The 25,090-nt window shown below is 67.8% G+C and carries 27 protein-coding genes; 20 read left to right on the top strand and 7 right to left on the bottom strand.

From position 1 onward, the window contains the following. Positions 1 to 6: 6 nt before the first annotated feature. From ON41_RS21865 to ON41_RS21850, 4 genes are all read left to right on the top strand, one after another. Positions 7 to 363, top strand: coding sequence for a YraN family protein (locus ON41_RS21865; protein ID WP_040749562.1), 357 nt, complete (start codon positions 7 to 9; stop codon positions 361 to 363). Then, on the top strand, positions 363 to 1,871 hold the full coding sequence (locus ON41_RS21860; protein ID WP_040749561.1) for a YifB family Mg chelatase-like AAA ATPase: 1,509 nt from the start codon (positions 363 to 365) through the stop codon (positions 1,869 to 1,871). Before ON41_RS21865 ends, ON41_RS21860 begins: the two co-directional genes overlap by 1 nt. Before the next feature lie 131 nt (positions 1,872 to 2,002). After that, on the top strand, positions 2,003 to 3,121 hold the full coding sequence (dprA, locus tag ON41_RS21855) for a DNA-processing protein DprA (protein WP_063709929.1): 1,119 nt from the start codon (positions 2,003 to 2,005) through the stop codon (positions 3,119 to 3,121). A 75-nt stretch (positions 3,122 to 3,196) separates the two neighbouring features. After that, entirely contained in the window at positions 3,197 to 4,120 is a 924-nt protein-coding gene (locus ON41_RS21850; protein WP_040749560.1) for a tyrosine recombinase XerC, read from the top strand. 80 nt (positions 4,121 to 4,200) lie between these two features. Here ON41_RS21850 and ON41_RS21845 read toward each other — a convergent pair whose 3' ends face one another. Next, positions 4,201 to 4,707 (bottom strand): DUF1990 domain-containing protein, encoded by a 507-nt coding sequence (locus ON41_RS21845; RefSeq protein ID WP_040749559.1) that lies wholly within the window; start codon positions 4,705 to 4,707, stop codon positions 4,201 to 4,203. 129 nt (positions 4,708 to 4,836) lie between these two features. Between ON41_RS21845 and ON41_RS21840 the strand changes: the two genes are divergently transcribed. Beyond that, positions 4,837 to 5,598, top strand: coding sequence for a siderophore-interacting protein (locus ON41_RS21840; protein ID WP_040749599.1), 762 nt, complete (start codon positions 4,837 to 4,839; stop codon positions 5,596 to 5,598). 18 nt (positions 5,599 to 5,616) lie between these two features. On the opposite strand, the gene ON41_RS21835 is transcribed toward ON41_RS21840, so the two are convergent. Beyond that, complete coding sequence (locus ON41_RS21835) at positions 5,617 to 6,144, bottom strand: M23 family metallopeptidase (RefSeq protein ID WP_040749598.1); 528 nt, start codon at positions 6,142 to 6,144, stop codon at positions 5,617 to 5,619. Positions 6,145 to 6,480: 336 nt separating this feature from the next. On the opposite strand from ON41_RS21835, the gene rpsB reads away from it, so the two are divergent. The 5 genes from rpsB to ON41_RS21810 all read left to right on the top strand — a co-directional run bounded on the left by rpsB (position 6,481) and on the right by ON41_RS21810 (position 10,876). Beyond that, a complete protein-coding gene (rpsB, locus tag ON41_RS21830) occupies positions 6,481 to 7,362 on the top strand; it encodes a 30S ribosomal protein S2 (protein WP_040749558.1) in 882 nt (293 codons plus the stop codon). Between the two features lie 104 nt (positions 7,363 to 7,466). Beyond that, positions 7,467 to 8,291, top strand: a complete 825-nt coding sequence (tsf, locus tag ON41_RS21825; protein ID WP_040749557.1) for a translation elongation factor Ts — start codon at positions 7,467 to 7,469, stop codon at positions 8,289 to 8,291. A 252-nt stretch (positions 8,292 to 8,543) separates the two neighbouring features. After that, positions 8,544 to 9,272 carry a UMP kinase gene (pyrH, locus tag ON41_RS21820; protein ID WP_040749556.1) on the top strand — a complete coding sequence of 243 codons (729 nt, stop codon included), beginning with the start codon at positions 8,544 to 8,546 and terminating at the stop codon, positions 9,270 to 9,272. Between the two features lie 59 nt (positions 9,273 to 9,331). Further along, a complete protein-coding gene (gene frr / locus ON41_RS21815; protein WP_040749597.1) occupies positions 9,332 to 9,889 on the top strand; it encodes a ribosome recycling factor in 558 nt (185 codons plus the stop codon). A gap of 63 nt (positions 9,890 to 9,952) precedes the next feature. Beyond that, positions 9,953 to 10,876 (top strand): phosphatidate cytidylyltransferase, encoded by a 924-nt coding sequence (locus tag ON41_RS21810; RefSeq protein WP_083905528.1) that lies wholly within the window; start codon positions 9,953 to 9,955, stop codon positions 10,874 to 10,876. Positions 10,877 to 10,879: 3 nt separating this feature from the next. Here the strand turns inward: ON41_RS21810 and ON41_RS39775 are convergent, their stop codons facing one another. Next, entirely contained in the window at positions 10,880 to 11,287 is a 408-nt protein-coding gene (locus ON41_RS39775; RefSeq protein WP_040749554.1) for a LapA family protein, read from the bottom strand. A 124-nt stretch (positions 11,288 to 11,411) separates the two neighbouring features. Here ON41_RS39775 and rlmN point away from each other — a divergent pair, with 124 nt between their 5' ends. Further along, positions 11,412 to 12,521, top strand: coding sequence for a dual-specificity RNA methyltransferase RlmN (gene rlmN / locus ON41_RS21800; protein ID WP_040749553.1), 1,110 nt, complete (start codon positions 11,412 to 11,414; stop codon positions 12,519 to 12,521). A gap of 378 nt (positions 12,522 to 12,899) precedes the next feature. Here rlmN and ON41_RS41755 read toward each other — a convergent pair whose 3' ends face one another. Together ON41_RS41755 and ON41_RS21790 are read right to left on the bottom strand one after the other, a co-directional pair. Then, complete coding sequence (locus ON41_RS41755) at positions 12,900 to 13,304, bottom strand: hypothetical protein (protein WP_157185578.1); 405 nt, start codon at positions 13,302 to 13,304, stop codon at positions 12,900 to 12,902. A gap of 701 nt (positions 13,305 to 14,005) precedes the next feature. Next, on the bottom strand, positions 14,006 to 14,899 hold the full coding sequence (locus tag ON41_RS21790) for a Sco1979 family transcriptional regulator (protein ID WP_040749551.1): 894 nt from the start codon (positions 14,897 to 14,899) through the stop codon (positions 14,006 to 14,008). Between the two features lie 224 nt (positions 14,900 to 15,123). Here ON41_RS21790 and ON41_RS21785 point away from each other — a divergent pair, with 224 nt between their 5' ends. Beyond that, a complete protein-coding gene (locus tag ON41_RS21785; RefSeq protein ID WP_157185577.1) occupies positions 15,124 to 16,629 on the top strand; it encodes an MFS transporter in 1,506 nt (501 codons plus the stop codon). A gap of 9 nt (positions 16,630 to 16,638) precedes the next feature. Here the strand turns inward: ON41_RS21785 and ON41_RS21780 are convergent, their stop codons facing one another. Beyond that, positions 16,639 to 17,052 (bottom strand): hypothetical protein, encoded by a 414-nt coding sequence (locus ON41_RS21780; protein WP_040749549.1) that lies wholly within the window; start codon positions 17,050 to 17,052, stop codon positions 16,639 to 16,641. Positions 17,053 to 17,248: 196 nt separating this feature from the next. Between ON41_RS21780 and ON41_RS21775 the strand changes: the two genes are divergently transcribed. Both ON41_RS21775 and ON41_RS21770 read left to right on the top strand, forming a co-directional pair. Then, entirely contained in the window at positions 17,249 to 17,836 is a 588-nt protein-coding gene (locus tag ON41_RS21775) for a hypothetical protein (RefSeq protein WP_157185576.1), read from the top strand. 195 nt (positions 17,837 to 18,031) lie between these two features. Then, complete coding sequence (locus tag ON41_RS21770; RefSeq protein ID WP_040749547.1) at positions 18,032 to 18,733, top strand: LysR family substrate-binding domain-containing protein; 702 nt, start codon at positions 18,032 to 18,034, stop codon at positions 18,731 to 18,733. A gap of 1 nt (position 18,734) precedes the next feature. On the opposite strand, the gene ON41_RS21765 is transcribed toward ON41_RS21770, so the two are convergent. After that, positions 18,735 to 19,016 (bottom strand): DUF2631 domain-containing protein, encoded by a 282-nt coding sequence (locus tag ON41_RS21765; protein WP_051162145.1) that lies wholly within the window; start codon positions 19,014 to 19,016, stop codon positions 18,735 to 18,737. A 125-nt stretch (positions 19,017 to 19,141) separates the two neighbouring features. Here ON41_RS21765 and dxr point away from each other — a divergent pair, with 125 nt between their 5' ends. From dxr to ON41_RS21745, 6 genes are all read left to right on the top strand, one after another. Then, positions 19,142 to 20,302 carry a 1-deoxy-D-xylulose-5-phosphate reductoisomerase gene (gene dxr / locus ON41_RS21760; protein ID WP_051162136.1) on the top strand — a complete coding sequence of 387 codons (1,161 nt, stop codon included), beginning with the start codon at positions 19,142 to 19,144 and terminating at the stop codon, positions 20,300 to 20,302. A gap of 21 nt (positions 20,303 to 20,323) precedes the next feature. Next, positions 20,324 to 21,553 carry a M50 family metallopeptidase gene (locus tag ON41_RS21755; RefSeq protein ID WP_040749544.1) on the top strand — a complete coding sequence of 410 codons (1,230 nt, stop codon included), beginning with the start codon at positions 20,324 to 20,326 and terminating at the stop codon, positions 21,551 to 21,553. Positions 21,554 to 21,819: 266 nt separating this feature from the next. After that, complete coding sequence (locus tag ON41_RS40455) at positions 21,820 to 22,362, top strand: DUF3558 domain-containing protein (protein ID WP_246829580.1); 543 nt, start codon at positions 21,820 to 21,822, stop codon at positions 22,360 to 22,362. 56 nt (positions 22,363 to 22,418) lie between these two features. Further along, positions 22,419 to 22,946: a hypothetical protein gene (locus ON41_RS21750; protein WP_040749543.1), complete on the top strand. Its 528-nt coding sequence runs from the start codon at positions 22,419 to 22,421 to the stop codon at positions 22,944 to 22,946. 968 nt (positions 22,947 to 23,914) lie between these two features. Further along, positions 23,915 to 24,091, top strand: a complete 177-nt coding sequence (locus ON41_RS41750) for a hypothetical protein (RefSeq protein WP_157185575.1) — start codon at positions 23,915 to 23,917, stop codon at positions 24,089 to 24,091. A 109-nt stretch (positions 24,092 to 24,200) separates the two neighbouring features. Further along, entirely contained in the window at positions 24,201 to 24,962 is a 762-nt protein-coding gene (locus ON41_RS21745) for an ESX secretion-associated protein EspG (RefSeq protein ID WP_040749542.1), read from the top strand. Positions 24,963 to 25,090: the final 128 nt, after the last annotated feature.

Genomic DNA, 25,090 nt, shown 5'->3' with positions numbered 1-25,090 from the left:
GGGCGGGTGGCACATAATCTGGCGCTCGGCGCACACGGGGAAGAGCTGGCCGCGCGGTTCCTGCGCGCGTCCGGGATGGAGATCGTCGAACAGAACTGGCGCTGCCGCTACGGCGAGCTGGACCTGATCGCCCGCGATGCGGAGGTCACCGCCTTCGTCGAGGTGAAGACCCGTTCGGGCCTCGGCTTCGGCGCTCCGGCGGAGTCCGTGACGTTCAGCAAACAGCAGCGCATCCGCCGCCTGGCGCTGCTGTGGCTCAACGAGCAGGACGGACCGTGGCGGCGCATCCGCTTCGATGTGGTCTCGGTGCTGTTGATCCGCGACCGCGAACCGGCCATCGACCACCTGAAGGCGGTGTTCTGATGGCCCTCGGCCGGGCCCACTCCGTCGCGGTGGCAGGGGTGGACGGCCAGCTGGTGGAGATCGAGGCCGATATCGGCCAGGGGCTACCGTCGGTTCATCTGGTCGGGCTGCCCGACACCACCTTGCAGGAATCCCGCGACCGGATTCGCGCCGCGGTCACCAACTCGGGGGAGAAATGGCCCGACGGCCGGGTGATCCTGGCGTTGTCCCCGGCCACACTGCCGAAGGTCGGCAGTGTGTACGACCTGGCCCTCGCGGCCGCGGTACTCGATGCGGGAGACGCGATTCCGGCCGCCCGCCTGGCGGGCACGGCACTGCTGGGTGAGCTGGCGCTGGACGGCCGTGTGCGGCGGGTGCGCGGCATCCTGCCCGCCGTGCTGGCGGCCCGGAACGCGGGCCGGTCCACCGTTGTCGTGCCGGAATGCGCGCTGGCGGAGGCCGGGCTGGTCGCCGGGATCACCGTGCTCGGCGCGGCGACGCTGCGCGAACTCGTCGCCTGGCTGCGCGGCGACGGCGTACTCCGCGAACCCGACGGCCAACTTCCGCCGACGGAACGCACCGTCGGCGACCTGAACGAGGTGGTGGGCCAGGACGACGCCCGCTGGGCGCTCGAGGTGGCCGCGGCCGGCGGCCATCACGTCCTGCTCACCGGCCCGCCGGGGATCGGCAAAACCATGCTGGCGCAACGCCTCCCGGGCCTGCTGCCGCCATTGACCGAGACCGAGTCGCTGGAGGTCACGGCCATCCATTCGGTGGCAGGCACCCTGTCCGGCTCCCATCCGCTGGTCACGATGCCGCCGTTCGTCGCACCGCATCACTCGACATCGGTGAGCGCCATGGTCGGCGGCGGCTCGGGATCGGCCCGGCCGGGTGCGGTCAGCTGTGCCCACCGCGGGGTGCTGTTCCTCGACGAATGCGCCGAGATCGGGGCGAAGGTGCTGGAGGCCTTGCGAACTCCGCTGGAAGAGGGTGAGGTGCGCATCGCCCGCCGCGACGGCGTGGCCCGGTATCCGGCGCGCTTCCAGCTCATTTTGGCGGCAAATCCGTGCCCGTGCGCCCCCGCTCGCGATGTGGACTGCATCTGCGCCCCGCTGGCCCGGAGGCGTTACCTGGGCAAACTGTCCGGCCCGCTGATGGACCGGATCGATATCTGGGTCCAGATGCACAGCCAGGCCGCTGGCGCCTTCGCCACCTCCGATGTCGAGAGCAGCGAGGTGGTGCGCGGCCGGGTCGAGGTGGCCCGCCAGGCGGCCGTGCGGCGATGGTCGGAATACGGCTGGGCCACCAATGCCGAAGTCCCCGGCCACATCCTGCGCCAGCGCTTCCGCCTCCCGCGCGAATCCCTGGCCCCGGTCGAGAACGCCCTCCGCCACGGCCGCATGTCCGCCCGGGGCGCCGACCGCGCCATCCGCGTCGCCTGGACCGTCAGCGACTTGCGCGGCGGAGACATCCCCACCACCCAGGACGTTCTCCAGGCCCTCAACTTCCGCCAGCGAGGCTCGTCATGAGCGGCAGCGCCGAAGCGCCTCCACCGTGCCGGAGCATCTCCTCCGAGAGGACATCGCGGGATACGGAATTCGGGCTCGATGAGGTCGTGGATGCGGCGGATGACCTGGTGACCGTCGACGCCGACGCTCGGATGTTGGCGTGGGTGTATCTGTCACGGGTGGTGTCGGGGCCGTGTGCGGCGCTGTCGGCGTTGATCGAACAGGTGGGGGTGGTGGAAGCCGCTCGGGCCGTGCGGGAGTGCGAGTTGCCGCAGGCGCTGCGCGGGCCCACTGAATCGCGGCGCGGAATCGACCGGGCCGAGCGGGATCTGGAGGTGCTCGCCCGGCTGGGCGGGCGGGTGGTGACCCCGGACGATCCGGAGTGGCCGTCCTGGCGGATGCTCGGCCTGAGCCAGCTCGACCCCGCGCGCGACGCGGGAGCGGCGGTGCCGCTGGTGCTGTGGGTGCGTGGGCCACTGTCGCTGCTGGAGTCGAGCGAGCGCGCGATCGCCGTGGTGGGCGCGCGGTGCAGCAGCGGCTACGGCGAGCACGCGACCGCGGAGATCGTCGGCGAACTCGCCTGCGCGGGATGGTCCATCGTCTCCGGTGCCGCATTCGGGATAGATGGCGCGGCCCACCGCACGGCCCTGGCGGTGGGTGGCACCACGATCGCGGTGCTCGCGTGCGGCGTCGATCGGCCGTATCCCGCCCAGCACGAGCGCCTGCTCGCCGAGATAGCCGAAAACGGCCTGGTGATCAGTGAATACCCGCCTGGCGAGACCGCGCACAAGCACCACTTCCTGGCCAGGAACCGGCTCGTCGCCGCATTGGCCGACGGGGTGCTCGTCGTCGAGGCCGGGCTGCGCAGCGGCGCTCGCAATACCGTGAAATGGGCTCGGCGCCTGGGCCGCCCGGCACTGGCGGTGCCCGGTCCGATCACCTCGGCGTCCTCGGTCGGCTGCCACCGCATGATCCGCGACGGCGAGGCCCTCCTCGTCAGCCGATCCGAGGAAATCCTCGACGAGGTGGGCCCGCTACGCCTGTCCCTGCCGACCGCCAACCCCGCCGACACCCTCGACGGCGACCTGGCGGCGGCGTACGCCGCCCTCCCCGCCATCGGTTCCCGCACCCCTCTCGAACTCGCCCGCCACTCCGGCCTGTCCCTCCCCGCCGTCCGCGCGGCCCTACCCGCCCTGGAACTACTCGGCCTGGTCGGCCTGGACGAAAGCGGCTGGTTCCGCAAACACCCCCGCCCCGACAACCGACCATGATCGGTGCGGGTACGGGACACGTCGTGGCGGCGCGGCGACTTGCGGGTGGCTGGGGGACGGGCGACCGTTGGCGGTATGGATGGTTTGCCCGAGGATTTGGAGGCGCTGCTCGAGGAGTATGGGCGGCATCTGCGGCTCGGGCGGAACCGGTCGGCGCATACCGTGCGGGCTTACGTGGGGGATGCGCGGTCGCTGCTGGTTCATCTGCTGTCGCGGTCCCCGGATTCCGGTGTCGCGGAGGTCGACCTGCCGCTGCTGCGGTCGTGGCTGGCGGCGCAGGGGAGTGGCGGGGCGGCGCGCACCACCATGGCCCGGCGGGCCTCGGCGGCACGGACCTTCACCGCGTGGCTGACCCACACCGGCAAACTCGCCGTCGACCCGGGGCCGCGACTCGGGTCCGCCAAGGCCCACCGGGTACTGCCGGCCGTCCTGGGCCGGGAGCAGGCGAGTTCCGCGATGCAGGCGGCGGAATCCGGTGCGGCGCAATCGGATCCGATGGCGCTGCGAGACCGCCTGATCGTCGAGATGCTGTACGCGACCGGGATCCGCGTCAGCGAGCTGTGCGGTCTCGACATCGACGACGTGGACCGCGAACGCCGCCTGGCCCGGGTCCTCGGCAAGGGCAACAAGGAACGCTCGGTCCCGTTCGGCCTCCCCGCCGATCAGGCACTGGAGCTTTGGCTGCGCTCGGGCCGCCCGTCCTTCGCCACACCCGAATCCGGCCGCGCTCTCCTGCTCGGCCGCCGTGGCCGCCGCCTGGACCAGCGCCAGGCGCGAACCGTTGTCCACGAGGTGGTTTCGGCCATCCCCGGAGCCCCGGACATGGGCCCGCACGGCCTCCGCCACACCGCCGCCACCCACCTCTTGGAGGGCGGCGCAGACCTGCGCGTGGTGCAGGAACTTCTGGGCCACGCCAGCATGGCCACGACCCAGCTGTACACCCACGTCTCCATCGAGCGCCTGAAAAAGGTCCACGACCAAGCTCACCCACGCGCCTGACCAGCGTCGGCGATCGGAGAGGACGCACCGAACGTCCGGCTCAGCTCAGCGGGTGGACCCCGCGCGGGCAGTCAGGCAGGTCAGCCGGGACGGATGGCGTCGATGTACTTCCCGGCGATGTAGCGCTGTATCGCGCGGACGAGTGGTCCGCCGAGCCGGGTGTACCAGGCGCTGGGACGGGAGAAGGCCGCGACGAGGCCGTAGACGGAGTCGTCGGCCGGGTCGTATTCGACGGCGAAGAGTTCCTCACCGGTCTCCGGATGGCCGGGGAGAGTGCCGTAGGCGAAGCCGCGGCGGGTCGGTTCGTCGAGAACGTAGACCACCCGGCACGGCGCGGTGATGCCCAGCGGGCCCGGGCCGAGGCGCACGGTCAGCTGGGTGCCCGGCTCTGCCGTCGGTGTGCTCGCGGAATGAAAGATGCCGGTGCCGTGCTGCATTCGGTACGCCAGGATCTGCGCGCCCGCCGTGTCGAACAGCGCTCGCCCGGACCCGATGCGGCGCCGCAGCCGGAAGTGGTGATAGCCGGGCGGGAATTCGCCGTTCGTCGCGCCGGTTTCGGCATAGGTGAACGGGGGAGTATGGGGCATGGCGCCATCCTGCTCTCCGCTACGCGGTAGCGAAAGGCGGCAGCGCAGACTCACGTGATGTATCGCGAGCTATCGCCGATACTTCATGCTACCGTCGGTTAGGTAACCCTAATTATGGAGGTGCTTTCCTTGGCTCGCCCCCGTCACAGCTTCGTCGTCCGCCGCACCGAACGCCTGACCGGTCACCTGATCCGGGTGTACCTCGGCGGTCCGGGCTTCGCGACCTTCGAACCCAGCGAGTTCACCGATTCCTACGTCAAACTGGTCTTCCCCGGACCGGACGGCGACACCGTACGCACCTACACGGTGCGCGCGGTCGACCCGGAACAGCAAGAGATCGCGATCGATTTCGTCTATCACGGCGACGAGGGCGTCGCGGGCCCGTGGGCCGCCGCCGCGAAGTCCGGTGACGAGATCGAACTCATGGGCCCCAGCGGCGCCTACTCGCCGCGCGCGGACGCCGACTGGCACCTGCTCGCCGGAGACGAGGCCGCCCTGCCCGCCATCGCCACCGCCTGCGCCGCGCTGCCCGCCGGCGCCGTCGGCCGGGCGTTCGTCGAAATCGCCGGTCCCGCGGACGAACTCGACTTCACCCGCCCCGAGGGCGTCGAGCTGACCTGGATCCATCGCGGCGACCAGGCGCCCGGCGAGGCGCTGGCCGCGGCCGTCCGCTCCGAGCCGTGGCGCGACGGGCAGGCGCACGTGTTCATCCACGGCGAAGCCCAGGCGGTCATGCACGACCTGCGCCCCTACGTCCGCAAGGAGCGCGGAGTCCCGGCCGCATGGGCATCCATCTCCGGATATTGGCGCCGCGGCCGCACCGAGGAGACCTTCCGCGAATGGAAGCGCGAACTCGCCGAACGCGAGGGCACAGTTCCGGCAGGCCGCTGAGCGCGGTCCTCGTTCTGTCTAGTGCGCCGCGCCGAGTGGTGTGCCGTCACCGTTCGGAACGACCGGTTTGAGACGTAGGGGCGCGGCGCGGACGAGTCCGAGCGGGTCGACGTAATCACGGCCGCGCCGGGCGCCCCAGTGCAGGCAGGCGCCCGGGCAGCCGGGGTGCCCGGATTCGAGGGTGCCGAGCACTTCACCTCGAATGATCCTGTGCCCCACCGTGATCGCGGACCGCACCGGCTCGTAGGTGGTGCGCAGCCCACCGGCGTGATCGAGCGACACCACCGGCTTCCCGCCGACCTCACCCGCGAATACGACGATCCCGTCGCCCGCCGCCAGCACCGGCTGCCCGTCGGCGCCGCCCAGATCCACCCCGCGGTGCCCGGGCAGCCAGTCGTGCGGCGGCTTGTCGAACCGCCGCAGTAGGGGCGGCCGCGGCTGCAACGGCCAGCCGTACCTCCCGCCGGGCGCGGCGTCGGCATCGGGCGCGGGCAGTACGACCGGCAGCAACAACCACCCCAGGACGAGCACGATTATCCGGCGCATGCCCGTCACACTGCCGCCCGTGTGACGCCGGGAAAAGCCCGATACCGGCGAGTGTGGACAACTTCGGTGATTGTGAACACACGCTGGGTCACCGCGTCCGTATACGCGCAGGCCGCCCCGGACGGTCCGATGACCACCGATTAGGACCGGGGAAGGCTGCGGCGTAGACTGGCCGGGCGGTTCACCTCCGTGTGAATCGACTTCGCGCGCCCGACTCATATGGGTCGTCGGCTGGTCCCAGAGTTTTTCAGAACTTCCGGGTCCGGCGGCCCCGGGCGCTAGGGCGGGGATCACCGATCTCCGCGTCAACCGGCTACGAAAGCGAGATACGCGGCTATGGCTGTCGTAACTATGAAGCAGCTGCTCGACAGCGGCGCACACTTCGGGCACCAGACCCGCCGTTGGAACCCGAAGATGAAGCGGTTCATCTTCACCGACCGCAACGGCATCTACATCATCGACCTGCAGCAGACGCTGACCTACATCGACAAGGCGTACGAGTTCGTCAAGGAGACCGTCGCCCACGGTGGGACCGTGCTGTTCGTCGGCACCAAGAAGCAGGCGCAGGAGTCCATCGCCTCCGAGGCGACCCGCGTCGGCATGCCCTACGTGAACCAGCGCTGGCTGGGCGGCATGCTCACCAACTTCTCCACCGTGCACAAGCGCCTGCAGCGCCTCAAGGAGCTCGAGGCGATGGAGCAGACCGGTGGTTTCGAGGGTCGCACCAAGAAGGAAATCCTCATGCTGACGCGTGAGAAGAACAAGCTGGAGCGCACCCTCGGCGGCATCCGCGATATGGCCAAGGTGCCCTCGGCCATCTGGGTCGTCGACACCAACAAGGAGCACATCGCCGTCGGTGAGGCTCGCAAGCTGAACATCCCGGTCATCGCGATCCTGGACACCAACTGCGACCCCGACCTGGTCGACTACCCGATCCCGGGCAACGACGACGCGATCCGCTCGGCCGCACTGCTCACCAAGGTCGTCGCCTCCGCGGTCGCCGAGGGTGTGCAGGCCCGCGCCGCGCGCGCCGGTGGCGACGCCAAGCCCGAGGCGGGCGCCGGCGAGCCGCTCGCCGAGTGGGAGCAGGAGCTGCTGGCCCAGGCCACCCCGACCACCGAGGGTGCCCCGGAAGCCGCCGCCGAAGCCGCTCCGGAGACCGCCGCCGAGGCGGAGCTGAAGGAGGAGCCGGCCGCCAAGACCCCGGCCGACTTCTGATAGCTCGAGAATATGTTCACCGTGCCGGCCCTTCCTGTTGGGAAGCGGTCGGCATGGTGGTGCTAGCGACCTGAAACCTTAACCACCCAAGGAGGCTCGCCAGGATGGCGAACTACACCGCCGCGGATGTCAAGAGGCTCCGCGACCTCACCGGCTCCGGCATGATGGACTGCAAGAAGGCCCTCGAGGAGACCGACGGCGACTTCGACAAGGCCGTCGAGGTGCTCCGCATCAAGGGCGCCAAGGACGTCGGCAAGCGTGCCGAGCGCGCCACCGCCGAGGGCCTGGTCATCGCCTCGAACGGCGTCATGTTCGAGATCAACTCCGAGACCGACTTCGTCGCCAAGAACGACGAGTTCCAGAACGTCGCCGGCGATATCGCCGAGGCCGCCGCCAAGGTCCGCCCGGCCGACCTGGACGCGCTGAAGGCGATCGACGTCAACGGCAAGACCGCCGACCAGGTCGTGCAGGAGCTCGCCGCGAAGATCGGCGAGAAGCTGGAACTGCGCCGCGTCGTCTCCTACGACGGCCCAGTCGCGACCTACCTGCACAAGCGTTCCTCGGACCTGCCGCCCGCCGTCGGCGTGCTGGTCGAGTACCAGGGCGAGGGCGACGCCGCCGCCGAGGCCGCCCGCTCGGCCGCCATGCAGATCGCCGCGCTCAAGGCCCGCTATGTCACCCGCGACGAGGTTCCGGCCGACATCGTGGAGAAGGAGCGCTCCATCGCCGAGGCGACCGCCCGCGAGGAGGGCAAGCCGGAGGGCGCGCTGCCGAAGATCGTCGAGGGCCGCGTCAACGGCTTCTACAAGGATGTCGTGCTGCTGGAGCAGCCGTCGGTCACCGACTCCAAGAAGACCGTCAAGCAGCTGCTGGACGACGCCGGCGTCACCGTGACCCGCTTCTCGCGCTTCGAGGTCGGCCAGGCGTAACCGCCGCCGGACAGCGACCGATGCCCCCGGACAACCCGACCGGTTCGTCCGGGGGCATCGTCGTGCCGGTGGCTCGGCGCGCCGCGGACGCTGTCCGAAGTGCGCCGGTTCAGGACGAATTCGAGGGTCGGTGCACGTTTCGGTGCGGTGGTAGGGCAGGATGGACGCAGCTTTCGTCACCGTCCCGTGTACCTCCCGACACCGGATGGTCTTTTCGCGTGTGTAGCCAGGCCGCCTAACAAAAGGAGACCGATGTCGGACCCGGAACCGGCCCGTAAGGGTTATCGCCGAGTACTCCTCAAACTGGGTGGGGAGATGTTCGGCGGCGGTAACGTCGGACTCGATCCCGATGTGGTGGAGACGGTCGCCGAGCAGATCGCCGAGGTGGTCGGCTCGGGTGTTCAGGTGGCGGTGGTCATCGGCGGCGGCAACTTCTTCCGCGGCGCCGAACTGGAGGAGCGCGGTATGGAGCGCGCCCGCTCGGACTATATGGGCATGCTCGGTACGGTGATGAACAGCCTTGCGCTGCAAGACTTTCTGCAGAAACAAGGTGTCGACACCAGGGTACAGACGGCCATCACGATGGGCCAGGTCGCCGAACCCTATCTGCCGCTGCGCGCCAAGCGGCACCTGGAGAAGGGCCGCGTCGTGATCTTCGGCGCCGGGATGGGCATGCCCTACTTCTCCACCGACACCACCGCCGCGCAGCGCGCCCTCGAGATCGGCGCCGAGGTGGTGCTGATGGCGAAGGCGGTCGACGGCGTGTTCGACGACGACCCGCGACTGAATCCGGACGCCACCATGTTCTCGGAGGTCACGCACAAGGAAGTGCTCGAAAAGGGGTTGAAGGTCGCCGACGCCACCGCGTTCAGCCTCTGTATGGACAACCAGATGCCGATGCTGGTGTTCAATCTTCTGACGAAGGGCAATATCGCCCGTGCGGTGGCCGGTGAGAAGATCGGCACACTGGTTCGGTCCTGATTCGTGGCCCGCCTGAGCCCCGGAACCGACATACGACGAACGCTGTGGAGGAAACGGTCGTGATTGAAGAAGCGCTCTTCGACGCCGAGGAGAAGATGGAGAAGGCTGTCTCGGTGGCGAAGGACGACCTCGGAGGCATCCGGACCGGGCGCGCGAATCCGAGCATGTTCAACAGGATCGTCGTCGACTACTACGGTGCGCCGACGCCGATCACCCAGATGTCGAGCATCACGGTCCCCGAGCCGCGCATGGTCGTCATCAAGCCCTACGAACAGGCCCAGCTACAAACGATCGAGACCGCGATTCGGAACTCGGATCTGGGTGTGAACCCGACTGACGACGGCAACATCATTCGCGTCTCGATCCCGCAGCTCACCGAGGAACGCCGGCGCGAGCTGGTCAAGCAGGCCAAGTCCAAGGGCGAGGACGCCAAGATCGCCATCCGCAACGTGCGGCGCAAGGCGATGGACGAGCTGAACCGCATCCAGAAGGACGGCGAGGCCGGCGAGGACGAGGTCGGCCGCGCCGAGAAGGAACTGGACAAGACGACCCACAAGTACGTCGCGCAGATCGACGAACTGGTCAAGCACAAGGAATCGGAACTGCTCGAGGTCTGAGGCCTTCGGAAGTGTGCCCGCCGGAGCCGGGGACGGAGTAGACGACAAGTGAGCGACGGGACAATGGTGGCCGAAGAAGCCGCCGCCGGCGATGCGATGCCGGCGAGCGACACGCCCGGTGCGACACCGGACCAGGAGACGCCGTCGGCGCCTGCGCCGAACGGTAAGTCCTCGCGTGCCGGGCGGAACTTACCGGCCGCGCTGGGCGTCGGCCTCGCGCTCGGCCTATCGCTCATCGCGATCCTGTTGTTCGTGCCGAAGGTGCTCATCGGCGTCGTCGCCGCGGCGATCGCGGTCGCCACCTGGGAGGTCGGCAAGCGGCTGCGCGAGGCCGACGTGCTGGTGCCGCGGATACCGCTGATCGTCGGCGGGCAGGCGATCCTATGGCTGGCCTGGCCGTACGGCACCGACGGCGTGGCGGGGGCGTTCGCGGCGACGGCCCTGGTGTGCATGTGCTGGCGGCTGTTCGATCACGGCCTGTCGGCGACGCCGCGAAACTTCCTGCGCGACACCGCGATCACCCTTTTCGTGCTGGCATGGGTGCCGCTGCTGGCCTCGTTCGCGGTGGTGCAGCTGCAGGAGGACGACGGCAACCTGCGGGTGCTGACCTTCATGATCCTGGTGGTCTGCTCCGATGTCGGCGGTTACGTCGCCGGGGTGCTGTTCGGCAAGCATCCGATGGTGCCCGCGATCAGCCCGAAGAAGTCCTGGGAGGGATTCGCCGGGTCGATGGTGTTCTCCGTCATCGGCGGCCTGCTCACCGTCACCCTGCTGCTGCAGGCGAATTCGATGATCGGCGTGCTCGCGGGCGTGCTGGTCGTGCTGGTGGCGACCGCGGGCGACCTCATCGAATCGCAGGTCAAGCGCGAGCTGGGCATCAAGGATATGGGCACGCTGCTGCCCGGCCACGGCGGCATCATGGACCGCCTGGACTCGATGCTCCCGTCGGCCTTCGTGTCCTGGCTGGTCTTCACCGCGCTCTTGTAGTTCTCACCCTCGTTTGGCCGCCCGTCGCAACTGCAGAATCCGCCACCCACCCACGAGGGCCATCACCAGCGCTCCGGCGATCACCGAGAGCAGGATCGTGATGCCGAGCGGCAGCGAGAAGGTCCAGAAGAACAGGTGGACCTCCGCCTGATCCAGGTTCTGGATCACGAAGATCAGCAGCACGATGCCCAGTACGGCCGCCGCCACGAGGGCGACCCAGGTGTAGCCGGTGCGGGTCTTCAGCGAGGTTTTGCGCGGCGCCTGCGTGGCCGGGCGCTTACCCGTCGTGGGCTCCGTGGTCGCGGGTTTCTGCCCGCTCGGGGGAGTGTGGTCGGCCGGAGGCGTCGTCGCGGGCGGGGAAGTGCCGGCGTGCGGTTCCGGTCCCGAAGTCGGTGCTGCGTCGCTGGTCATACCTCGATCATTGCCGATAGCTATGGTCTTTACACACATATCCTCCGGTGGATGTGGGGATGTGACCACCGACTCGTCGCCCACCTGCCGGTTCGGATCACTCGGATGGGACACTGGAGGGGTTATGACTACCTCCCTCCCGCTCGTCTTCGATGCCCCGCGCCGGGGCATGCCGCCGCGTCATCTCGCCGACCTGGACGCGGACGAGCGGCGCCGGGTGGTCGAGGAGCTGGGCCTGCCCAAGTTCCGCGCCGACCAGATCGCGCGGCAGTACTACGGCCGCCTGCAAGCCGATCCGGAACAGATGACCGACCTCCCCGCGACGATGCGGACCAAGGTGGCCGAGGCGCTGTTCCCGCCGCTGCTGACCGAGGTGCGGCATGTGGTGTGCGATGAGGGCACCACCCGCAAATCCCTCTGGCGCGCGAACGACGGCACCCTGCTCGAGTCGGTGCTCATGCGCTACACCGACCGCAACACCCTGTGCATCTCCAGCCAGGCCGGCTGCGGCATGGCCTGCCCCTTCTGCGCCACCGGCCAGGGCGGCCTGAACCGCAACCTCTCCACCGCCGAGATCGTCGACCAGGTGCGCGCCGCCGCGGCCGCCCTGCGCGACGGCGAGGTCGCCGGCGGCCCCGGCCGCCTGTCGAACATCGTCTTCATGGGCATGGGCGAGCCGCTCGCCAACTACAAGCGCGTGGTCAACGCCGTCCGCCGCATCACCTCCCCGGCGCCCGACGGCCTCGGCATCTCCCAGCGCAACGTGGTGGTCTCGACGGTCGGCCTGGCCCCCGCCATCCGCAAACTGGCGGACGAGGGCCTGTCGGTAACCCTCGCGGTCTCGCTGCACACCCCCGACGACGAACTCCGAGACACCCTGGTCCCGGTCAACAACCGCTGGCCGGTCGCCGAAGTCCTCGACGCCGCCCGCTACTACGCCGACAAGTCCGGCCGCCGCGTCTCCATCGAGTACGCCCTCATCCGAGACATCAACGACCACCCCTGGCGAGCCGACATGCTGGGTTCCAAACTCCACAAGGCCCTAGGCTCCCGAGTCCACGTAAACCTGATCCCCCTCAACCCCACCCCCGGCTCCAAGTGGGACGCCTCCCCGAAACCCATTGAGCGAGAGTTCGTCCGGCGTGTGGAGGCCCAGGGCGTGCCGTGCACAGTGCGGGATACGCGAGGCCAGGAAATCGCCGCGGCCTGCGGCCAACTCGCCGCGGAGGCGTAGCCCCGGATTGAAGGCTCGGCTCGCAGTAGTCTTTTCGCGGTGGCGCGGGAAACGCATCCGGGACCCGGAGGATGTGCTTGGTCACTGGCGGACTATAGAGATGGACAGCTGGGACCACGACGCGATTGAGCTGCTCGAGCCCAAGGTACATCGAATTTCTGGTGAACGGCAAAGGCGAGTTCGCGATCATCGTCGTGAACGGCTGCATGGATTGCCGCCCAACAGCAACAAGGCGGTCATGACGGGGTTGGTTCAGCTGGGAAGACAATGACGAATGCGACCCGGCTTCCCGACGATCTGCGCAGCAACGCTGTGTGAAACGGGGCGGGCCAGCGGGTCTCGGCGGATTATGTGTGGGTCCGGGATTGCTCTGCCCGGCTACTTGGTTCGCAGGACGTCCAGCAGGTCCCCATTGGTGACTCGCCAGAAGGTCCAGCCGTTCCGGTTGGCGTTGACTCCTGGCTTGAGAGCGTTCACCACCGCACGTGCGCCTTCGCTCGGTGATCGAAAGGTTTGCCCTGCCAATGCGCCGTCCGTGATCGTCAAGGCCTGGGTGGCGGCATCGAATCGACCGCAGACGCGGGTGCCCGCATACAGGCAGAACACCTCGTGGCCCGTTGCTGTCGCCGCGAGCGGTTGCGATCCGTTGGTGGTCGACGGTGCAGTTGTGGCGAGGAATGCCGTCAGTAGCCTGCTGACCACATCTGCGGTGGGCACGGCCCACGCATTGGACAAGGCTTCGATTGTCGCGGCGACGCCGTCGTCTACCTCAATTGCTCTCATGTGGACACCATAGCAAAGTTGCCTAGGCTGAAGACTCTGGTATCGTGGTCTGGCGCGGGTTCGAGGCGGCGAGGCAGTCGCAGTCCGAGTATCAGTCGGACTGCGATAGGTTGGGCGGAGGTGATCGAATTTTCGGGGGAACAGTGGGCATGTCATGGGTCCTCACGGGCGGATACCTGTTGGGAGCTGCCGCAGGTATATTGGTGCCTTGCGCCCGGATGCTGAAGGACTGCTTCGAGGGTGATCGACTCGGAACGTTGTTCGCGATCTGGACGGCACTGCACACCAACGATCCGGGCAAGCGTCAGGCTGCTCTCGATGTCCTCGACCGCCTTCGATCTGAGGATATCTGAGTCTTCGGTGCGAGTTCGAGTAGTAGGTCGTGGCTGTAGTGGCCGCTCGTGATCGCGGTATCGATATCGAGGAAATCTCGGCCAAAAGTTCCAGTTTGTCCGCGACGGCGTCGGCTCGGTAGAGGAGGTCTTGGCCCGCGCATGGAATGAGGCCCGAGGGAAGGTCGTCCTCGGGCCTCATCGGACTGCGTACAGCGGATGATCGGCGGCTTGGGCTACCGGCGATCACCGTCCCCTATGTCGTCCGGAGACGGTTGCCAGTTTATAGCTGACGGACTGGACGGCTCGGTATTTCCGGGTGGTAGCAACCGGGTTGTTATCTTCGACCGAACAGTCTGGAGTTGGGTCTCAGGATCGGTAGCGGTCGGCGGCTTCCTTCAGCAGGGCGCGGGAGCGGTTGGGGGGTGCGGCCTGGACCGTGAGTTGTTCCATGACCTTGCGGTAGTGGTCGAGGTCCTGCTGGCGGTCGAGGTAGGCGGCGCTGGTCAGCTGTTCGAGGTAGACCACGTCGGGGAGTTCGGGTTCGGCGAAGCGGAGCATCGTGAACGAACTGCCCGCCGCGGGGTGGCCGCCGGCCGCGTAGGGCAGGACCTGGATGCTGATCGTGGGCTTCTCGCACATCTCCACGAGGTGGTCGAGCTGGGCGCACAGCACGTCGTGGCCGCCGATCGGCCGGCGCAGCACCGCCTCGTCGAGGACCGCCCACAGCGTCGGCCCGCCGCGTCGGTCGAGGACCTCCTGCCGGCGTCGGCGCAGCTCCACCCGCCGCGCGGATTCGGAGTTCTCGTGGCCGAGCGCCACGACCGCGCGGGCGTACTCCTCGGTCTGCAGCAGGCCGGGAATCAACTGGCCCTCGAACGTCCTGATCGATTTCGCGGCGTACTCGAGGCCGAGGTAGGTCTCGAACCACTGCGGCAGCAGGTCGCTGTAGCGATGCCACCAGCCGGGCTCGTTGGCCTTGCGGACCAGGTCGATGAAGGCGGCGCGGTCGGCCTGGTCGGTGACGCCGTAGAGGGTGAGCAGATCGCGGATATCGCGTTCCTTGAACCCCGTGCGCCCGAGTTCCAGGCGGCTGATCTTGGCGTGCGAGCCCCGGATGTGCTCGGCCGCCGCCTCGCGGGTGATATCCCGCTGCTCCCTGAGCCTGCGCAGTTGCCCGCCGACGGCGATGCGCAGCGCGGTCGGGCCCCGTTCGGCGACGAGGGGATCCAGGCGGCCGATCCGGGCAGATTCTGAAACCATGGGGGGGTTTACTCCGAGGTCGACGATGATCGGCTGTGCGGTCAGTCTCGACGCATGACCTCACCGCGCTGAATACTCATGCTACTGCGCTTTCATCGGTTCACGACATTCCTCGGCCTGTTGATCACCGATCCGCAACGGCCCGCCGCGCCGCCTCCGAATCGCGGTCCCGGCTGTGCACTATGTCGGTCGATCGACATTCCGACGCTGTGGAAGGGGACCGCGTGCCGACGATCGAGACGCCGATGACGCAGGTGTGGCCGGTGCGGGTGGCGCAACGGCCCGAGCGGCGGCGAGTCGCGCTGAGTGTGGTGGCAGCCCTGTCGAGCCTGGCGGGCATCGACACGGCCGTGCACGCCGTGGCCGTTTCGCAGGCGCGGCAGGAATTCGAGATGCCGGCCGGTACGGCCACCGCCGCCGCGGGTATCGGCGGGTTGCTGACGGTGGCGTTCCTGCTGGCCGCCGGGTTGCTGGGCGACCGCATCGGACGCCGGCGGGTGCTGCTTGCGGGCGGGCTCGGCATCGGGATCGGCTGCCTGATCACGGCTCTCGCCACCGACGAGCTGATCTTCATCGCCGGGCGCGCCGTGACCGGGGTGGCCACCGCGGCCGTCGTCGTGACGGCGCTGGCGGTCGTGCGTGGCGTGTTCTGCACGAGCGAGTTACCGGCGGTGCTCGGCATGGGGCTGGCCGTGCAGGCCGCGGGCTCTCTGGCGGGCGGCCTGTGCGGTGCGCTTCTGGCCAGCGAAATCGGTTGGCGAACAGGATATTTGGTGACGGCGGTGCTGGCCGCCGTCGTGGTGGGAGCGGGCTGGCTGGTCGTCCCGGAGACCCGGCCCGATCCGGGACGGCCGTTCGATGCCACGGGTGCTTTCCTGGCCGGGACGGCGACCGCCGCGCTGGCGGGTGGTATCAGCCGGGTCGCCGAAACCGGCTGGCGCGGTGGGCAAGTGCTCATCGCGGTGGGCGTCGCCGCGGGGATCGCGATCGTGTTCGCGTGGTGGGAGAGCGGGCGGCCGGATCCGACACTGCCGGTGCGGCTGTTCCGTTCCGCTCCGTTCGCGGCGGCGTGTCTGGCGGGAATCGCGTGCGAGGCCGTCGTCGTCGTGTATCTGCTGCCGATCGCGGTCCTGCTGAGCCGGCCGGAGGAGCGGCCCGTCACCGCGCTGGTGCTGGCCGTCCCGATGTTCCTGGGCATGATCCTCGGGGCCGTGCTGTCGGGATCGGTTCGGCCGCAGCGGATGTCGCTGCGGGTGCAGCTCGTATCGGGATTGCTCTGCTGCGCGTTCGGCGTACTGCTCGGGGCGAGTATCGATGTCCGGGACGAGTCCTGGGTGTACGCGGCCGCCGGAACGGTTGTCGGCCTCGGCGTCATGTGGACGCGGGTCCCGCTGGCGACCGTGATCGCGGGGGCCGTGGCGCCGGAGCGCGCGGGCGCGGTGGCGGCCGTGCACGCCGTGACCGGGCGGTTCGGCGGTGTACTCGCGCCGGTGGCGCTGGGCCCGGTCATCGTCGCCTTCGGCGGATCTGGAGCCGCCTATTTCGACGGATTCGCCGTCGCGCTGCGGGTGGTCGCGGCGGTGCTCGGCGCGGCCGGAATCGCGATCGGCGTGCTCCTGCACCGGCAGCGCGCCCGGACAACCACCGAAGCCGTGGCGTACTGCCGGTACCGGGCCGTGCAGGGACGGTCCGCCGGAAGGGGTCCGGCGGCACTGCGATTCGCGGCGTGACCCGCCGGCTCAGTCCGGAATGACGTACTCCACCCGGACGGAGGCGGGCGAATGCAGGAATTCCCTGGTGGTGACCGACAATTCGATGTGGCCGGGGCCGGAGGGGATGCGGGCGGAGTTGTACCAGGAGCCCACCAGCTTCACGGTGGTCTCGCCCCGGGCGCCGGTATCGATGTTGTGCCAGGACACGTAGGCGGTGGTCGCGCAGGTGCCGATGCCCTCGAAGGCGCTGGTGAGGTGGATCGAGGACGAGGAGTCCTGATCGACGTTCCCGCGGATCGTGCCGTAGCACAGGCCCGCCTCGGTCGCCGACGTGTTGAGGACCGGAATGTCGGCGGACGCGGCCGCCGCCGTTCCCGCGACGAGGACGATCGGTACGGCGGCGAACGCGGCGATCACGGCCGACTTGTGCAGGGAGCGCATGAGTGAATCCCTTTCCTCGGGGCGTGGCGGAAGGTCCGAGCCGACGCGGATACACCCCTTAACGTTCGCCCCACGTCGGTCGTTACGCCTCGACACGCCCGGATGTGCCCCTACGGTGGACCGCCCCAGGCCGTCGCGCGGCGATTCGACACGGCAATTCGCTGTGAGATGTAGATCACAGCAATAACATCTCCCTATGTCAGCCCTGCGGAAAGTATCGATGACGATCGAGGGCCGGGTCGAGCATGCCGCGGGCACGCCGACGGTGACCTTCCGCGACGCCGTGGGCGAGCTGCTGGCGGTCGCCGCCGATATGGTGAAATCCGGTGGGAGACCGGCCGATCCGTTCGGCTCCGGCCGGGGTCGCAAGCGGTACCGGATCACCTATGCCGACGAATCCACGGTCGTGGTCGACTCCGGTGACGCCGCGTCGACATCGGTACGTCGCGGCGACGGAACGGCCGTCGGCACCATCCTGCGCGCAGAATCCGCCACCGCGGTCGCGTCGACCGGCGGCACCCTGTTCCACTTCGTCCGCGATCCCTGCACGCCACCGACACCCGAACTGCTCCGCCTGCTGGTGCTGGACCGTTCCGGGAGTGAGATCGGCTGCCTGGACGTCGTCCGCGCGGTCGTAGATTCCCTGTCGCCCAACGGAATAACGATCCACAGCACCCGCCTTTCGGTCCCACTGTCCGCCGACCGCACGGAACGCGACATCCTCCTCGCCGCCTGCGTCGACATCACCTTGGGCTCCCGGCCTTACTGCGCCGAACTGCCTTGACCTCGCGATCCTGTGCGCGGTCGGACTCTCCTCGCACGGACGCTCTTCGTGTCCCGGCGTGTCTTCATCACGATGGGTGATCCCCTCGCCACGCGCGGACCCTCACCCCGTCGTGTCTTTCCTCCGCTCTCCGGCGTGTCCTCCTCCACTATCCCGGCGTGCTTGTGGCCGGGATCCACCCGATACGCTGCTGGAATGGATGATGTCGCCCCGGGTGCGCTGCGGGTCGGGTATGTGCCCGGCGTGACCGTGTCCAAGTGGGCGCGCCGGTGGACCGAGCGGTTTCCGGACAGCCCCCTGGATCTGGTCGCGGTGCCGCAGGCCGAGCAGGATGCCGCGTTGCGGGACGGGCGGGCCGATATGTGTTTCGTGCGGCTGCCGATCGACCGCGAGGGCATGCATGCCATTCCGCTGTATCGCGAACTGCCGGTCGTCGTGGTGCCCAAAGATCATCCGATCTCGGCATTCGAGGAGATCGCGGTGGCGGATCTCGCCGACGAGCGCATGCAGGACGCCGACGATATCGACGGGCTGGCGGGAACCGTCGAACTGGTGGTGGCGGTCGGCGGTGCGGCCGTCATGCCGCATTCGCTCGCCCGGCTGCACCACCGCCGCGACCTGGTCTTCCGCCCGGTGACCGACCTTCCCGAGACGGAAATCGCGCTGGCCTGGCCGATCGAGCGGGAGAGCGACGCGATCGAGGAATTCATCGGGATCGTGCGCGGCCGCACCGAACGCAGCTCCCGCTCACCCGCCGTCGCGAAAGCTGTTGCGGCCGAGAAGAAGCCGGTTCAGCGGCAGAGTCCGGGCAAACGAACGTCCGGCGGTCGCGGGACCACCGGACGCAGGAATCCGCACCCGGGCCGGGGTAAGCCGACCCGCCGCCGAGGGCGGTAGCTCAGCGCGGCTTGTTCTTCAGGAACGAATCGCGGATCAGCACGCCGGCGAGGGCGATGGCGAATCCGATCAGGAACAGGTAGCCGATGTTGCCGGTGCCCGACGAGCTGCCCTGCGGGCCCTCGAACAGCATGGCCAGCAGGATGACCACGACCACCCAGCCGGCGATGCGGAAGGCGCGCCGCGACTCGCCGCTCCAGCCCCACGCGGCGGACGGAACGTCGGCGGGGTCGACCTTGGTGACGACGGCGCTCTTGGCGGGTTCCAGTTCCGTGGCGGCCACGTTCGCTCCCATCAGTTCAAGCACAACATCAGCGGGATTGCTGCACGACAGGTTCACACTGTCATCCGTATTTTGGCATACGACCGCCCGTCGTAGCCAGCGGGGTGACCGGGTGTCGAAGGCGGATGATCGGGAACAATGGGAGGGTGTCCGACATCGTGAGAGTCCTGCTGCTCGGCAGCACCGGTTCCATTGGCACACAGGCGCTGGAGGTGATCGCCGCCGACCCCGACCGGTTCCAGGTGGTCGGTCTGGCCGCGCGCGGGGGCAATACGGCGCTGCTGGCCGAACAGATCCGGGCCACGGGGACCACCAACGTCGCCGTCGCCGATCCCGCGGCGGCCGCGAAACTCGGTGTGGCACTTGCCGGTCCGGAAGCGGTGACCGAACTGGTGCGCCGCACCGAGGCGGATGTGGTGCTCAACGCGCTGGTCGGGTCGCTGGGCCTGGAACCGACGCTGGCGACCCTGGAGTCGGGACGGCGGCTCGCGCTGGCGAACAAGGAGTCGCTGGTCGCGGGCGGATCGCTGGTGACGCGCGCGGCCCGGCCCGGGCAGATCGTGCCGGTGGACTCGGAACATTCGGCGATGGCGCAGTGCCTGCGCAGCGGCCGCGCGGACGAGGTGGACCGGTTCGTGCTCACCGCCTCGGGCGGGCCGTTCCGGGGCTGGACCACGCAGATGCTGGAATCGGTGAATCCGGAGGAGGCCAAGGCGCATCCCACCTGGTCGATGGGGCTGATGAACACCCTCAATTCGGCGACGCTGATGAACAAGGGCCTGGAACTCATCGAGGCGCACATGCTGTTCGGCATCGACTACGACAAGATCGACGTGAGCGTGCATCCGCAGTCGATCGTGCACTCGATGGTGACGTTCACCGACGGGTCCACCATCGCCCAGGCCAGCCCGCCCGATATGAAGCTGCCGATCTCGCTGGCGCTGGGCTGGCCGGACCGGGTGCCGGGGGTGCTGGCGCCGCTGGACTTCGGCACGGCGTTCAGCTGGGACTTCGAACCCGTCGACAACGAGGTCTTCCCCGCGGTGGAACTGGCCCGGCAGGCCGGGAAGGCGGGCGGTAGTGTGACGGCGGTCTACAACGCGGCCAACGAGATCGCGGTGCAGGCGTTCCTCGACGGGCAGATCCGATTCCCCGACATCGTGCGCACGGTCGCGCGGGTGATCGAGGCGGCCGACCGGTGGAGCGCCGAACCGGCTACCTTGGACGAGGTGCTCGCGGCCGATGCGTGGGCGCGAGAGCGTGCACGTACGCACGTGGGTAACTGACGCAGGAGGGTTGCACACCGCATGGGGTTCGCGCTCGGGTTCGTGCTGTTCGCGCTGGGCATTACGGTTTCGGTGGCCCTGCACGAGTGCGGTCACATGTGGACGGCGCAGGCCACGGGTATGAAGGTGCGCCGGTATTTCGTCGGATTCGGGCCGAAGGTGTTCTCCTTCCGGCGCGGTGAGACCGAGTACGGCCTGAAAGCGCTGCCGCTGGGCGGTTTCTGCGATATCGCCGGCATGACCGCGCTGGACGAACTGGAACCCGAGGACGTCGAGCGGGCCATGTACCGGCAGGCCACGTGGAAGCGGCTGGTGGTGATGGCCGGCGGGATCCTGATGAACTTCTTCCTCGGATTCCTGCTGATCGTGCTGCTGGCGGTGGCGTGGGGGCTGCCGCGTCTCGATACCCCGCCCGCCACGCAGATCGTCCCGACCGAATGCGTCCAGGCGCAGAAGCCGGACGGAACGGCCGAGCCGTGCACGGCGAGCAGTCAGCCGGGGCCCGCGTTGCAGGCCGGTCTGAAACGTGGTGACCGGGTGACCGCCATTGACGGCCGTCCTGTCGATTCCTGGTCGCAGTTGCAGAAGGCCACCGAGAATCAGACCGGAACGATCGTCTACACCGTCGAGCGCGACGGGCAGACGCTGACCTTCCCGGTCACCCCGCAGCGGGTGGCGACGTATCCGCTGAAGCCCGGGAGCAAGGAGCGGGTCACCACTCCGGTCGAGGTCAGCAAGGTCGGCGTCGGCCAGGACTATTACGACCCGGTCCAGTACAGCTTCCTCGGAGCCATCCCGGCGTCGATCTCCTTCACCGGCGACATGTTCGGCAAGACCTTCCAGTCGCTGGCCCAGATGCCGACCAAGGTCGTCAATCTCTGGCACGCCGTGACCGGCGGCGAACGCGACCTCGACACCCCCGTAAGCGTCTACGGCGCCAGCAAGATCGGCGGTGAGACCGCCGAGCACGGCAAGTGGGAGATCTTCGTCCTGGTCCTCGCCAGCCTGAACTTCTTCCTCGGCGCCTTCAACATCCTGCCCCTGCTGCCGCTGGACGGCGGACACATCGCGGTGGTCCTGTACGAGAAGCTGCGCAACGTCCTCCGCGGCCGCAAGGGCCTGCCGCCGGGCGCTCCCGTCGACTACATGAAGCTGCTCCCCGCGACGTATGTGGTAGTGGTGATCGGCGGGGCATACATGATCCTCACCCTGGTCGCCGACATCGTGAACCCGATCAAGCTCTTCCCGTAGCCGGATCGGTTTCGGCTCGGGTCGTGAGGCGAGTTCGAATGCTCGGTTGCGCCCCCGGAACTCGAAGCGGACGGTAGTTCGGCTGCCGAAATCCCTGTCGGCGCAATATCCGTGCAGGTCGGATGGGCCCGGAAGCTTTGCGCGCTGGACACGTGCCCGGTACGGTCTATCTGAGCTCGACAGGGGGCGGAGCGTCGGTCTGGCCCGGGTCGAGGACGTACCGGCGAGAGGACGACATGGGCAGCTGGGGGAATGTAGTTCGGGGTGTGGCGGTCGGTGCGGGGGTTGTTGCGCTGGTGGCGGGGTGTAATTCGGATGATGGTGGGTCGGGGGGGAAGTCGACGGGGGCGTCGGCGAGTTCGACGATTGCGCCGGACGTGCCTGCTGGGTTCGATGCGTGCAAGTTGCCGCCGGAGATCGTTCAATCCGAAGAGCTCATCAATCCACGACCTGACACCAAAGATGGTGTCGGCGGCGTCAAATGGCGTGGCTGCCGCTGGGTTCAGTCGGATGGATACGGCGTTACCATCGACACTACGAACATCACTTTGGCGATGATTCGAGCCAACCCGGATTTCACCGTCGCCGAGGACCTGCCCATCGCCGGGCGCCCTGCGTTGGCCTATCGTCCTACCGGACAGAAGACGACAGCAGAGCATTGCCTTCTGAGTGTCGAGATCAAAGGCGGCACACTTGAGATCAGTCCTATCAATCCGCCGTCGAGCAAGAAGACTCGTGGGCAAGACGCGTGCGACATTGCCAAACGATTGGCCGACGGCATTGTTCCGGCTATCCCGTCCACGCTATAGATTGAAGTTGGTTTCCGGTCGGTTGAGCCGGAATTCGCTGGGGAGGAACATCGGCCATGGCTGACGACGCCGCGCCACCGCCTGCAAGTCCTTTGGCGGACGCGATCAAGAACGCACAGGACGGCAATCTGACGGTCAGCTTCAGCCGGGGTAGTCCTGACAGCGTTCGTATCAACGCGGACGAGTTCGTTTATATCGACCGGGACTGCGAAGCATTCAAGAACGAGATACGTGACCTTCAGGTAATAGCGCAAAACATTTCGGACCGCGAACGCTGGGGGCTGGGTGAAACGACGCCCGGGATGGACTCCGCTAACACTCTTGTAGGTCGTTTTCGTGGTAAAGCCAAGATTATCGACCCGTCGAAAGACAGTGAAAATAACGTCTATAGCATCCTGGAAGAACATTATAAGATTGTTGACGACATTCAAACTCTGCATCGCACGATTGCCGAGAAACTCATGCAGCAGGATCAAGAGTTCGCCGCTCGGTACAATGAGGTGAAAGCAACCATGGAGCCTAGCCCGATCGGTACACCGATGCAGCCGGGAGTGACCACCGTTGCCGTGGGGCAGTCGAAATGACCGGGAATGAGCCGCCGAAGATCGGGGACAAGGCGGAGCACGTCGACAACTGGGATCATTGGAAGATCTACAATTCGTTCAATCCGCTGAAACCTGATGGGGCGCAAGAGAGTTCGACCGAGTATGGACAAATCGCGCAGCGCTGGAGTTCAGCGGTTACCTTCTTTGCCGGTCGGATCAAACATTCCAGTGAGGCCGCGTGGGACGGGCAGGCGGCGGAAGCTTCGCGGGCGGCGATTGGCAAGTATGCGACGCAGGCTCTGGAACTGACTCAGCCGCTGAATGCGTTGGCCGATCGTGTCACCTCGACGGTTACCGGTGTCACCAAGACTCGGGACACGGTGGACAAGCCGCCGGACGGTGCCTCGTTCGGAAATCCCAAGGGCATCAATCTCTTCGGGCTCTATCATGGCCCGAACTCGCAGGCTGTGCGTACCGACTGTGAGCATGCGGCGCGAGATGCCATGCGGGATCATTACGTGAATACGTTCACGACGGCGGACACGCAGATTCCTGTTCTTCCGGTGCCCAACGGGCCGAATGATCCGTTGTACAAGCCCGATACGGTTGTTCCTACCGGTCCTGGGCCCGGCCCGGGACCAGGACCAGGTCCCGGCCCCGGCCCAGGGCCCGCAACCCAGCCGGATACAGGTACTCAGGAGCCGACTCAAACCTCTTCGCAGGATCCGTCCTCGACGGTGCCGACTGGGCTCGGGCAGGGGACGTCTCAGCCGAGTACGGCTACCGATCCGAGTGGGTTGGGTGGGGCGGGGACTCCGACTACCTCCAGTGGGTTCGGTGGGCCTGGGCCCGGTCCTGGTGGGCCTGGGCCCGGGGGTATCGGGGCGCCAGGTGGCGTCGGGCGCAGTGTGCAGGGTGCTCCCGCTGGTGGAGCCGCTGCGGGTGTGCCGACGGGTAAGGGAGCCTCGGGTGTTACCGGTCTGGGCGGGATGCCCGGGATGGGTGGCATGGGCGGGGCTCGGGGTGGCAAGTCCGAGGATGACGAAAAGGGGCACGATCTGCCGGAGTGGCTGCGCAATATGGAGAATGCGGAGGAACTCCTCGGGCCGGCGCCGCGGACGATTCCCGGTGGGGTCATCGGTGGCGACTACTCCGATCCGAGTCCGCCGCCTGCCGGGCAGTAGCCCCGGTCCGCTGAACCGAATTCTTTCCGAAAGTTCTGAACCCGCAACCGGTCCCGCAAGGCTTGGGACCGGGAAGGGTTATTGCTGTTGATGATTGGATTTACCAGAGATGGTCGAATGGAGTTGGGAACCGGACGATTTCGCGGTGTTGTGGTACAGCGACGCGAACGATCGGTTCCCGCATCCACTGCGCTACGTCAGCCGCTTGGCCACCCTCGGTGAGGTCGAGGCGCATCGCGCGGCGGTGCGCGCGCGGTACAGCCCCGACGAACTCGAGGAAATCAATCTTGCCCTGCACACGCTGACCACCTCCGATATACGGATCGAAATGGGTGGCGACTCCGTCGCTCTCGGCCAGGGCACCTCACGCGAATACCGTGTTCTCGGCGCGCGGACGCCCTATCACGCGGTGATGCTCACCCAGACCGCCAGTGGCGGGGTGGACGGCGCGATCCGCTGCCGCCTGTTCCGCACCGAGCAACTGCCCGGCCGGCTGGCGGCCATCCTGCCGAAAGTCCCACCGGGAAAACAGCGTCCGGACACATTTCACGTCGACGAACTCCGCACACCCGCGGATCCCTATACCAGCAACCGCAACAGCCCGCAGGAACGCTTCCAGCGCCTCGTCGACCGCCCCTCCGACGGCTCCGGCGCCGCCGGCCTGCACACCGGCTACCTCTACACCCGCCACGACCCGTTGTTCGCCGTCGGCTGGTTCGACGTCGCCGGTGACGGCCGCTACCTCCAACAAGCCTCCCGCGAACACCTCACCATCCGCCCCGCCACCACCCAAGAACTCACCGCCTGCTTCGAATCCTGGATAGAGCGGGCCGTCGAACGACTCCGCGAGGACAACGTCCGGAGTTGGTAACTGGCCCGAGAAGCGCTGGGCGAGAAGCAAGATGGGCGTGCTCGGTGGCTTTGTGCGCCGTCGTCTGCTCGGTTGGATCTAACTGACCCAGGGGGCGGAATGTCGATTCAGTCCCGATAGGCTGTACA

The organism is Nocardia transvalensis NBRC 15921 (genome assembly GCF_000308875.1).
Taxonomy (GTDB): Bacteria; Actinomycetota; Actinomycetes; order Mycobacteriales; family Mycobacteriaceae; genus Nocardia; species Nocardia transvalensis.
The sequence above is the reverse complement of the archived record's forward strand: the minus strand, read 5'-3'. Positions and strand labels throughout refer to the sequence as shown.

Bases quoted from the DNA above. Each gene is read 5' to 3' on its own strand.
- rlmN (WP_040749553.1), top strand. From the start codon at position 11,412: ATGACTACCTCCCTCCCGCTCGTCTTCGATGCCCCGCGCCGGGGCATG.
- ON41_RS21790 (WP_040749551.1), bottom strand. From the start codon at position 14,899: ATGGTTTCAGAATCTGCCCGGATCGGCCGCCTGGATCCCCTCGTCGCC.
- ON41_RS21775 (WP_157185576.1), top strand. From the start codon at position 17,249: ATGTCAGCCCTGCGGAAAGTATCGATGACGATCGAGGGCCGGGTCGAG.
- ON41_RS21860 (WP_040749561.1), top strand. From the start codon at position 363: ATGGCCCTCGGCCGGGCCCACTCCGTCGCGGTGGCAGGGGTGGACGGC.
- ON41_RS41755 (WP_157185578.1), bottom strand. From the start codon at position 13,304: ATGAGAGCAATTGAGGTAGACGACGGCGTCGCCGCGACAATCGAAGCC.
- ON41_RS21810 (WP_083905528.1), top strand. From the start codon at position 9,953: ATGGTGGCCGAAGAAGCCGCCGCCGGCGATGCGATGCCGGCGAGCGAC.
- ON41_RS21770 (WP_040749547.1), top strand. From the start codon at position 18,032: ATGGATGATGTCGCCCCGGGTGCGCTGCGGGTCGGGTATGTGCCCGGC.
- ON41_RS21745 (WP_040749542.1), top strand. From the start codon at position 24,201: ATGGTCGAATGGAGTTGGGAACCGGACGATTTCGCGGTGTTGTGGTAC.
- ON41_RS21850 (WP_040749560.1), top strand. From the start codon at position 3,197: ATGGATGGTTTGCCCGAGGATTTGGAGGCGCTGCTCGAGGAGTATGGG.
- ON41_RS21755 (WP_040749544.1), top strand. From the start codon at position 20,324: ATGGGGTTCGCGCTCGGGTTCGTGCTGTTCGCGCTGGGCATTACGGTT.
- ON41_RS21835 (WP_040749598.1), bottom strand. From the start codon at position 6,144: ATGCGCCGGATAATCGTGCTCGTCCTGGGGTGGTTGTTGCTGCCGGTC.
- rpsB (WP_040749558.1), top strand. From the start codon at position 6,481: ATGGCTGTCGTAACTATGAAGCAGCTGCTCGACAGCGGCGCACACTTC.
- ON41_RS39775 (WP_040749554.1), bottom strand. From the start codon at position 11,287: ATGACCAGCGACGCAGCACCGACTTCGGGACCGGAACCGCACGCCGGC.
- pyrH (WP_040749556.1), top strand. From the start codon at position 8,544: ATGTCGGACCCGGAACCGGCCCGTAAGGGTTATCGCCGAGTACTCCTC.
- ON41_RS21750 (WP_040749543.1), top strand. From the start codon at position 22,419: ATGGCTGACGACGCCGCGCCACCGCCTGCAAGTCCTTTGGCGGACGCG.
- dxr (WP_051162136.1), top strand. From the start codon at position 19,142: ATGATCGGGAACAATGGGAGGGTGTCCGACATCGTGAGAGTCCTGCTG.
- ON41_RS21780 (WP_040749549.1), bottom strand. From the start codon at position 17,052: ATGCGCTCCCTGCACAAGTCGGCCGTGATCGCCGCGTTCGCCGCCGTA.
- tsf (WP_040749557.1), top strand. From the start codon at position 7,467: ATGGCGAACTACACCGCCGCGGATGTCAAGAGGCTCCGCGACCTCACC.
- dprA (WP_063709929.1), top strand. From the start codon at position 2,003: ATGTTGGCGTGGGTGTATCTGTCACGGGTGGTGTCGGGGCCGTGTGCG.
- ON41_RS21845 (WP_040749559.1), bottom strand. From the start codon at position 4,707: ATGCCCCATACTCCCCCGTTCACCTATGCCGAAACCGGCGCGACGAAC.
- ON41_RS41750 (WP_157185575.1), top strand. From the start codon at position 23,915: ATGGGCGGGGCTCGGGGTGGCAAGTCCGAGGATGACGAAAAGGGGCAC.